At 70.6% G+C, this 9,128-nt stretch carries 8 protein-coding genes and 1 tRNA gene; 4 read left to right on the top strand and 5 right to left on the bottom strand.

The features are described 5' to 3' along the window. Together JW592_RS24095 and JW592_RS24090 are read right to left on the bottom strand one after the other, a co-directional pair. Nucleotides 1-841 (bottom strand): Bax inhibitor-1/YccA family protein (locus tag JW592_RS24095; protein WP_209267302.1); only part of this gene is annotated, 841 nt, incomplete at its 3' end. A gap of 157 nt (nucleotides 842-998) precedes the next feature. Then, nucleotides 999-1,577: a DoxX family protein gene (locus JW592_RS24090; protein WP_209267301.1), complete on the bottom strand. Its 579-nt coding sequence runs from the start codon at nucleotides 1,575-1,577 to the stop codon at nucleotides 999-1,001. Between the two features lie 123 nt (nucleotides 1,578-1,700). Here JW592_RS24090 and JW592_RS24085 point away from each other — a divergent pair, with 123 nt between their 5' ends. After that, nucleotides 1,701-2,204, top strand: coding sequence for a MarR family winged helix-turn-helix transcriptional regulator (locus JW592_RS24085; RefSeq protein WP_209267300.1), 504 nt, complete (start codon nucleotides 1,701-1,703; stop codon nucleotides 2,202-2,204). On the opposite strand, the gene JW592_RS24080 is transcribed toward JW592_RS24085, so the two are convergent. Then, a complete protein-coding gene (locus JW592_RS24080; RefSeq protein ID WP_209267299.1) occupies nucleotides 2,201-3,433 on the bottom strand; it encodes an aminotransferase-like domain-containing protein in 1,233 nt (410 codons plus the stop codon). The two genes, JW592_RS24085 and JW592_RS24080, sit on opposite strands and share 4 nt — an antisense overlap. Before the next feature lie 146 nt (nucleotides 3,434-3,579). Further along, entirely contained in the window at nucleotides 3,580-4,008 is a 429-nt protein-coding gene (locus JW592_RS24075) for a VOC family protein (protein WP_209267298.1), read from the bottom strand. Between the two features lie 215 nt (nucleotides 4,009-4,223). Between JW592_RS24075 and JW592_RS24070 the strand changes: the two genes are divergently transcribed. After that, entirely contained in the window at nucleotides 4,224-4,583 is a 360-nt protein-coding gene (locus JW592_RS24070) for a hypothetical protein (RefSeq protein ID WP_209267297.1), read from the top strand. 137 nt (nucleotides 4,584-4,720) lie between these two features. Here JW592_RS24070 and JW592_RS24065 read toward each other — a convergent pair. Next, nucleotides 4,721-4,804 (bottom strand) — tRNA-Leu (locus JW592_RS24065). Nucleotides 4,805-5,334: 530 nt separating this feature from the next. Here JW592_RS24065 and JW592_RS24060 point away from each other — a divergent pair. Together JW592_RS24060 and JW592_RS24055 are read left to right on the top strand one after the other, a co-directional pair. After that, nucleotides 5,335-6,084: an ABC transporter ATP-binding protein gene (locus tag JW592_RS24060; RefSeq protein WP_209267313.1), complete on the top strand. Its 750-nt coding sequence runs from the start codon at nucleotides 5,335-5,337 to the stop codon at nucleotides 6,082-6,084. Nucleotides 6,085-6,538: 454 nt separating this feature from the next. Continuing rightward, entirely contained in the window at nucleotides 6,539-9,076 is a 2,538-nt protein-coding gene (locus JW592_RS24055) for an ABC transporter permease (protein ID WP_209267296.1), read from the top strand. Nucleotides 9,077-9,128 lie beyond the last annotated feature (52 nt).

Raw genomic sequence — 9,128 nt, 5'->3', positions numbered from 1 at the left:
GCAGGATGGCGATCAGACGCAGGAACTCCAGGTAGATCCACACCAGGGTCAGCGTCAGCCCGAACGCGGCGAGCCACGCCTCCTCCTTGGGAGCGCCGTAGGCGATTCCGTCCTCGACCTGCTTGAAGTCGAGTGCGAGGAACAGCGCACCGAGCACGACACCGACGACGCCGAACAGGATGCCCAGACCGCCGCTGCGGAGGCCGAGTCCGTCACCGCCGGTGATGACGGCGGCGAGCAGGTTGACGGCCATCAGCAGCACGAAGCCGATCGCTGCGGCGATCGTGAAGCGGTAGAACCGCTGGGTGACGCGAATCACACGGGTCTTGTAGAGCACCAGGACGGCCGTGAACACCGCCAGCGTGCCCAGCACCGCCTGCATGGCGGCACCGTCCACGAACTGGTTGACGTAGTTGCTCAGCGCACCGAGGAAGAGGCCCTCGAGGGCGGCGTACCCCAGGATGAGCGCGGGCGACGGCTTGCGCTTGAACGACTGCACGAAGGCCAGCACCATCGCCACGAGGCCGGCGCCGAACGCGAGCGGCAGCGAAAGCCCGGCAATCCAGGCGGCGGCGGCCATCACGATGACGAGGCCGAGAGTCATACCCGTACGGGCGACGACATCGTCGATGGTCATCCGCCCGGCGGACGGCGGCGCGGCCGGCGGCGCGTACGGCTGGCCGGGTGCCTGGGTCTGCTGGCCCGCGTACGGGTTCGCGGCGTAGGGGTTGGTCGCGTAGGGGTTCCCGGCCTGCGGCGGCTGCTGCTGGGCGTCGAAACCGGCATAGCCGCCTGAGCGGCTGAACCCCCGTCGCGAGAAGACCGGGTTACTGCTCCTCATCTCACTCCTCCATGGCCACACAGCGCGGCATTGCAGTCCAGCGTAATGCGTTGGCAAAAACAGCACGCTAGTGCAGAGTCAAGAACGAAGGAAAGCTGTCCATTGTTCCACTTCCCTTACGTTCCCCGGCCTTCCCGTGCCTCACCCGGGTGGAGTGTCAGGAGCGTGCGAGGAGCACAGCACCCGCGACGAGTGCGCCGAGGACGAGCGCCGCCGCGCCGTGGGTGAGCCGGTGCGGGCTCGGCAGTGGCAGCACCCGGTCGGCCGCCAGCCGGCCGGGACCGGTCAGGGTGAGTGCGGCGGCGCCCACGAGAAGCAGCAGTTCGTATTCGACGCCCTGGGGCGCGAAGAAGCCGCCGCCCCACTTGACCGCGAGTGCGTTGAGCAGGGTGCCGAAAACCGCGGCGCCCGCCAGCGGGGTGAGCAGGCCCAGGACGAGGCCGAGTCCGCCGAGGGTCTCGGTCAGGCCGGCGACCACGGCCATGGTCTTGGCCGAGGGGTAACCGGAGGACGCGAAGAACTGCGCGGTGCCGTCGATGCCGCCGCCGCTGAACCAGCCGAACAGTTTCTGCGAGCCGTGCGCCGCCATCGTCAGACCGAGCGCGAGGCGCAGCACCAGCAGCCCGGCGTCGTACGCGGACTGTTCGGCGGGGGCTGCTCCGCCACCGGTGAGGGAGCCGGACGAGGGGGCGTACCGGGCGGTGTCAGTGGTCTCGGTCACGTGGGGGGACGACATGAGCGGAGCCTCCTACGGCTGGACGGCGCTTCGGCCGGACGGTGTAGTTCGAATTTGAAGGACCTGACGGTGGACGACCGTAACAAGGAGGTTCGAATTTGAACAACCGGTACGATGGGCCCCATGGCTGGAACCAGGTGGCTCGACGAGCGTGAAATGGCGGCCTGGCTTGGCTTCCTGGAAGCCACCAGCCGGGTCTCCCGCCATGTGGAGCACCAACTCAAGGACGACGCGGGGCTCTCCCACGCGCAGTACGAGATCCTCGTCAAGCTCGCCACGGCGCCCGAAGGTGAGGTCCGGATGACCGACCTGGCGCACGGCCTGTTCACCTCCAAGAGCGGCCTCACCTACCAGGTGGGCCAGCTGGAGAAGCGCGGCCTGGTCGAGCGCCGGTCCTGCCCCTTCGACGACCGGGGCGTCCTGGCGGTGCTCACGACCGAGGGCCGCGACACTCTGCGTGCCGCGGCCCCGGGGCATGTGGAGGCGGTCCGCTCAGCGCTGATAGACGTGCTGGACCGCGAGGAGCTCGACGTCGTCGCCCGCGCGCTCGGCCGCGTCGGTGCGCGGCTGCGCCCGGCGGATCACAGCGCGGGACCGGCGCCGCACGCCCCCGCGCCGGGCTCCTAGCGGGACCGCAGTACGTCGCCGAGCCGCCGCAGCCCCTCCCGGATCTCCTCGGGAGTGTGCGTGGTGAACGACAGCCGCAGCGCCGCCGGGTCGGGCGACCCGGCGAAGAAGGGCGCACCCGGCACATACGCGACGTCCTTGGCGACCGCCTCGCGCAGCAGTTCGGTGGCGTCGTACCCCTCCGGCAGCCGCGCCCAGACGAACATGCCGCCCTGCGGGTGGTTCCAGGTGCTGCCGGGCGGCAGTGCGGCGGACAGCCCGTCCAGCAGCGCGTCCCGGCGCTCGCGGTAGGCGTCACGGACCCGCGCCAGATGCGCGTCCAGGTCGTTGTCCGCCAGGTAGCGGGCGGCCGCCGCCTGGTCGACGGTCGAACAGTGCAGATCCAGCGACTGCTTGACGATGACACAGGCACGGCGCAGCGCGGCGGGCGCACGCAGCCAGCCGAGCCGCAGCCCTGGAGCCAGCACCTTCGAGAAGCTGCCCAGCAGCACCGTGCGGTCGGCGGCCTTCGGAAGCGCGGAGACCCACGGCTCGTGCTCGCCCTCGAACCGCAGTTCGCCGTAGGGGTCGTCCTCCACGATCCACATCCCGTACCGCGCGGCGAGCTCGGCGACCGCCTCCCGTCGGGCGAGCGGCAGGGTGCGTCCGGTCGGGTTCTGGAAGGTGGGTATCAGATAGAGCATCTTGGGCCGCTCGCGCTCGACCGCCTCGGCCAGCGCCACCGGGTCCACGCCCTCGTCGTCGGAGTCGACGGGCACCACACGCGCGCCCGCCAGACCGAAGCACTGCAGCGCCGCCAGATACGTCGGGTTCTCCACCAGCACGGTCTCCCCCGGCTCCAGCAACGCGGTCGCCAGCAGGGTGAGGGCCTGCTGGGAGCCGGTCGTCACCAGCAGGTCGTCGGGCCCGGTCGGCAGCCCACGCTCCCCCAGCCGCCGCGCCACGGCCCCGCGCAGTGCCGGGTCGCCCTCGGTGGTGGAGTACTGCAGGGCCCGCTGCGGCTCCTCGGCGAGCACCCGGTCGTAGGCGGCCCGGATCGGCTCGGCGGCGAACAGCTCGGGCGCGGGCAGTCCACCGGCGAAGGAGATCACCTCCGGGCGCTGGGTCAGCGCCAGGATCTCCCGTACCGGCGAGGAGCCGACCGAGGCGGCACGGGCGGCGAGCGGGGGCGCGGGAACGGCGGCGGAGGAGGCGGCGGGAGCGGAGCCCTGGAGGGTGCTGGGAGTCATCCCCGCAGCTTAGAAGCGTCCTGCCGAGCCGCCCCAGTGATTTCCGGCACGTGGACAGCGGGTCCCTCGCAACACGTGGACGGCGGGCCTCTTCGCAAGGCGCCACCGCGCACCGGCCGACCGCCGAGCACGGCGCCCCGCCCGGCTCAGCGGCCGTCCCCCGCCGCCTCGGCCTGGATCAGCCAGATGTGGCCGTCCGGATCGGCGAACGCTCCTGTGTAGCCCCACGGCTGCCGCGCCGGTGCGCTGATCTCCCGCGCGCCGGCGCGCACGGCGCGGGCCATCGTCTCGTCCACGTCACGCTCCTCGGCGACGGGCACCGCCAGCACGCACTCGCTCTGCTCCGGCCCGGCGACGGAGTGGTCGCCGGTGATCCAGTCGAAGCCGCCGGTGGGGATCAGCATCAGCCGCAGCCCTTCGTTGACGACGAACCGCAGCGGCTCGGGGACCCCGTCCTCGGCGAGCTTGCCCACGGCCTCCAGACCGAGCCCGTCCCGGTAGAAGGTGTACGCCGCCATCCGGTCGGCGACGGGCAGGCTGACGGTGACCGTCGCGAGCGTTCGAGTGGTGGCCATGAGTACCTCCTGGCGGTCGATGCGGAACTGGTCGGGCGGCGCTGTGCACGCGGGCACGGCCCTGTGCACACAGACCTTCCCCCGCGCTCCGTCTCATCGCTCCGGCACACGCGCCGCACCAGGCGAGCGAATCGCCGGTTGGGATCACGCCGAACGGGTACCTGCGGGCCGATATTGGGCCTGGAGCGTATTCGCGAGAAAGGGAGGCCCGCACCATGACGGCGGAGATGTCGGAAGGGGAGATGGAAGTATCCGTGCAGCTCAGTGACTGCGCCTGCGAGGGCGCCGAGGTGGTCTTCAGGTTGCTGGGCGGGCTGTTCCCCTCGGACTGGGCCGAGCTGCAACCCGAGGGCCGCAAGGCGAACGTGTGGCTGTCGCGGTTCGATGTCTCTCGTGACGTCGGACAGCCGGACACCCCGGCGCTCGGCACCCCGGTCACCGCTGAGCTGCAGGGGTCCCCGCAGGCGGTCGAACGGCTGCACCGGGTGCTGCTGGCGGCGTTCGGCGTCGTCGAGGTGCTGGAGGTCGCCGGGGACCAGGAGAAGGAGCTGAGGCTCCGCCTGGAGACCCGCTGAGCGGGGCCGACCCCGGTCGTGCCCCCGGAGGCTTCGCCCCCGTCGTGTCCGAGGCTCTACGGCCCGGTGGGGGCGGGCCGGGTCGGCCAGCGCGGACGCCCGCCTCCGCGAGTCGGCGAAGCGGATGAGCCCGGTAGTGCCCGGAGCCGGACTTGAACCGGCACGGCCCTCAAGGGCCAACGAGGTTTAAGCTCGTCGTGTCTGCATTCCACCATCCGGGCACCGGCTCCTGGACCGCGTCGTACGCCGCTGAGCGCAGACGGCCCTCCCCAGGGCATGGGACGAGCCTATCCAGGGTCATCCCCCGAACAGCGGATCGACAGACCGATGTTGTCTTATTTTATTGGCAACTGACGACCCATCAGTGTCACATGCACCACTTCGCAGCGCTCTTCCCCGCGCGTCCGGCTCGCCAGGAATGACGGAAAGTCGCCGTTCGGTCACCCGCCTCGACGTCCCAAGTCGACCAGGGGCATATGCCAGCGGTCCATGTGGGCAAAGAGCCCTCGCCCTCTCTCAGGGTCGGCCGTCATACCCAGGGATGACCGGGGGCCGACGGCTACCTCCGAAGGCTGTCCCGGAAACAAGAGCCGGGTCGGATTCCGTCGCCCGGATCGGACGGAACGATGGAGTCACAACGAAAGTTCCGTCTCACCCGACCGACATCCGACAGGAGCACCGCGCCGTGACGACCAGTACCCGTGAGCACCACACCGCGGGCGGCCCGTACCCCGGAGCCCCCGCAGACCGCATGAGCACCGGCGTCGCCGCCGCGCGGGCCACCGATCTGTCCAAGGTCTACGGCCAGGGCGAGACCAAGGTGGTGGCGCTCGACCGGATATCGGTCGAGTTCCGGCAGGCCGAATTCACCGCCATCATGGGCCCCTCGGGCTCCGGCAAGTCCACCCTCATGCACTGCATGGCGGGACTCGACTCGATCTCCAGCGGCAGCGCCCGCATCGGCGACACCGAGCTGACCTCGCTCAAGGACAAGAAGCTGACCCAACTGCGGCGCGACCGTATCGGCTTCATCTTCCAGGCGTTCAACCTGCTGCCCACCCTCAACGCGCTGGAGAACATCACGCTGCCGATGGACATCGCGGGCCGCAAGCCCGACAAGGCGTGGCTGGACCGCGTCATCCGGACCGTCGGCCTGGCCGACCGGCTCAAGCACCGGCCCAACCAGCTCTCCGGCGGCCAGCAGCAGCGGGTCGCGGTCGCCCGCGCCCTGGCCTCCCAGCCGGAGATCATCTTCGGGGACGAGCCGACCGGCAACCTCGACTCGCGGGCGGGTGCGGAGGTCCTCGGCTTCCTGCGCAACTCCGTCCGCGAACTGGGCCAGACCGTCGTCATGGTCACCCACGACCCGGTGGCCGCCGCCTACGCCGACCGCGTCGTCTTCCTCGCCGACGGCCGCATCGTCGACGACATGACCGGCCCGACGGCGGAGGGCGTGCTGGAGCGGATGAAGTCCTTCGACGCCAGGGCCCGGACGAGCTGACCCGGACCTCCTGATCCGGAGGAGCTGATCCGGACGGCCAGGACGGCCAGAGCGCTCAGGACGGCCAGAACGGCCCGGGCGAGCCGGGCGGCCCGCCCCGCGCGTGCGCCCTCGTCCGCCTGCGTCCCGCCTGCGTTCCGTCTCTGTTCGTCTCCGTTCGTGTCCGCCACCGATACCACCTCACGGCGTCCCACCGCATACCTTCAGCCGCTCGCCGGCGGCCTGGCGCGCTCACCAGCGCGTGGGCGTAACCCGAAGGCGCGTTCCCGCACGGCGCGTACGCCGTAGGTGCTCATCGCTCAAGCGCGTACGCCGTAGGCACTCCGTGCCCGTACGCGCCGCCGCGCCCTCGTACACGCCTCGCCGGCCGCCCTTACGCCCGGCGCTGCCGGGTGCCCAGCGCCCAGCCCGCCTGCTTTCCGCCTCTCGTAGAAGGACCATCCAGGACTTCCTCATGCTCCGAACAGCCTTGCGCAATGTCTTCGCGCACAAGGCCAGGCTGCTGATGACGATGCTCGCCGTGTTGCTCGGCGTGGCCTTCGTCTCCGGCACCCTGGTCTTCACCTCGACCATCTCCGACGCCTTCCACAAGAGCTCCGAAAAGGGCTATGCGAACGTCGACGTCTCCATCCGGCAGGACGGCGGTAACGCGCCCGAAGGCCGCGACTCGGCGCCGCCGCTGGGCCAGCGCGCCCTCGACCGGGCCGGTGAGCTGCCGGGCGTCGAGTCCGCGACCGGTGTCGTCTCCGGCTTCGCCGCCCTCTCCGACAAGGACGGCAAGCTCGTCGGCGACGGCTTCTCCACCGAGGGCGCCAACTACTACGCCGGCCGGGACGGCAAGGGCTCCGACCAGCGCTACCCGATGAAGGACGGCGCGGCCCCGCGCGCCCCGGGCCAGATAGCGCTGGACGCCAAGACCGCGGAACGCACCGGCTACCAGGTCGGTGACACCGTGCGGATGTCGGTGAACGGCCCGGTGCGCAAGGAGAAGATCACCGGCATCTTCACCACCGACGACGGGAGCGTGGCTGCGGGCGGCACCCTCGTGCTGTTCGACAACGCGACCGCGCAGAAGCTGTTCGCCAAGCCCGGCGAGTACACCGAGATCCAGCTCAAGGCCGAGCCCGGCGTCTCGCAGGCCACGCTCAAGGAGCGGGCCGAGAAGATCCTGCCCTCCGACGCCGAGGCCGTCACCGGCAAGACGCTCGCCGACGAGGAGTCCAAGTCCATCGAGTCGAGCATGTCCAGCATGAAGACCAGCCTGCTGGCCTTCGCCGGGATCGCGCTGTTCGTCGGCATCTTCATCATCGCCAACACCTTCACCATGCTGGTCGCCCAGCGCACCAAGGAGCTGGCGCTGCTGCGCGCGGTGGGTGCCGGACGCCGTCAGGTGACCCGTTCCGTGCTGATCGAGGCGCTGGTGGTCGGCGCCGTCGCGGGGCTGGCCGGGATGGCGGCCGGTGTCGGTATCGGCGCCGGACTGCGCGCCCTGGTCGGCAAGATGGGCACCATGCCCGACGGTCCGCTGGTGATCGAACCGACCACGGTCGCGATCTCGCTGGCGGTCGGGGTCGTCATCACCGTCCTGGCGGCCTGGCTGCCCGCACGGCGCGCGGCCAAGATCCCGCCGGTCGCCGCGATGGGCAGCGTGCACGCCCCGGCGACGACCCGCTCGCTGATCGTCCGCAACACCATCGGCGCCCTGCTGTCCGCCGCCGGCGCGGTGCTGGTGCTGATGGCCACCGGGATGGGCGACGGCGCCAAGGCGCCCATGGGCCTGGGTGCCGGGCTGCTGCTGATCGGCGTGTTCGTGCTGACCCCGCTGCTGTCCCGCCCGCTGATCGCGGCGGCGGCGCCGGTACTGCGGCTCTTCAACGTCAGCGGCAAGCTGGCCCGGCAGAACGCGGTACGCAATCCGCGCCGTACGGCGGCCACCGCGTCCGCGCTGATGGTCGGACTGACGCTGATCACCGGGCTGACGGTGATCGCGGGCAGCGTGCAGAAGGCCGTCGACAAGATGGCGACGGACTCGCTGAAGGCCGACTACACCGTCTCCATGGCCAACTTCACGCCCCTCTCACCCCAGGTGGAGAAGGAGCTGGCCCGCTCGGAGCAGGTCACCGCGACCTCGCCGCTGCGCAACGCGCAGGCCGAGATCGGCGGCGACACCGAGTACCTGACCGGTGTCAACGGCTCCACCATCGACCAGCTCACCTCGCTGGACTTCACCGCAGGCGGCTGGTCGGGCATCAGCGGCGCCAAGCAGATCGTCGTGGACAGCGACATGGCGAAGGCGAAGGGCTGGAAGCCCGGCTCCCGCTTCCAGGTGACCTACGAGGACGGCGAGAAGGCGTGGCTGTCGGTCGCCGGGATCTACCGCGGCAACGAGATGATCAAGGGCATCCTCGTCGACAACAAGGCCGTCACCCCGCACCTGGAGAAGGTCGCGGACATGCAGGTCCTCGCCAAGACGAAGGACGGCGCGACCGATCAGGTCAAGAAGGCCCTGGAGAAGCAGCTGGGCAACAACCCGGCGGTCCTCGTACAGGACAAGAAGGACATCTCCGAGTCCATAGCGCAGATGATCAACATCCTGCTGAACATGCTCTACGGGCTGCTCGCCATGGCCGTGATCGTCGCCGTGCTCGGGGTGATCAACACCCTGGCCATGTCGGTGTTCGAACGCGGCCAGGAGATCGGGATGCTGCGCGCCATCGGCCTCGACCGGCGCGGGGTCAAGCGGATGGTGCGGCTGGAGTCGCTGGTCATCTCGCTCTTCGGCGGGGTGCTCGGCATCGGCCTCGGCGTCTTCTTCGGCTGGGCGGCGGGTGAGGTGATCGCCGACTCGCTGGACACCTACACCCTCGTACTGCCCTGGGGCCGGATGGGCATCTTCCTCGCCCTCGCCGCACTGGTCGGCATCCTCGCCGCCCTGTGGCCGGCGCGGCGGGCCGCCCGCCTCAACATGCTGGCCGCCATCAAGACGGACTGAGCCGGCAGTCCCCGGCAGTCCCTGGCACTCGGCGCCGCCCACCCGCCCCTTC

The organism is Streptomyces spirodelae (assembly GCF_017676385.1).
Taxonomy (GTDB): domain Bacteria; phylum Actinomycetota; class Actinomycetes; order Streptomycetales; family Streptomycetaceae; genus Streptomyces; species Streptomyces spirodelae.
This window is presented reverse-complemented; position numbering and strand designations above follow the sequence as displayed.

Excerpts from the sequence above, each read along its gene's own strand:
- JW592_RS24090 (WP_209267301.1), bottom strand. The coding sequence starts at position 1,577 with ATGTCGTCCCCCCACGTGACCGAGACCACTGACACCGCCCGGTACGCC.
- JW592_RS24085 (WP_209267300.1), top strand. The coding sequence starts at position 1,701 with ATGGCTGGAACCAGGTGGCTCGACGAGCGTGAAATGGCGGCCTGGCTT.
- JW592_RS24080 (WP_209267299.1), bottom strand. The coding sequence starts at position 3,433 with ATGACTCCCAGCACCCTCCAGGGCTCCGCTCCCGCCGCCTCCTCCGCC.
- JW592_RS24075 (WP_209267298.1), bottom strand. The coding sequence starts at position 4,008 with ATGGCCACCACTCGAACGCTCGCGACGGTCACCGTCAGCCTGCCCGTC.
- JW592_RS24070 (WP_209267297.1), top strand. The coding sequence starts at position 4,224 with ATGACGGCGGAGATGTCGGAAGGGGAGATGGAAGTATCCGTGCAGCTC.
- JW592_RS24060 (WP_209267313.1), top strand. The coding sequence starts at position 5,335 with ATGAGCACCGGCGTCGCCGCCGCGCGGGCCACCGATCTGTCCAAGGTC.
- JW592_RS24055 (WP_209267296.1), top strand. The coding sequence starts at position 6,539 with ATGCTCCGAACAGCCTTGCGCAATGTCTTCGCGCACAAGGCCAGGCTG.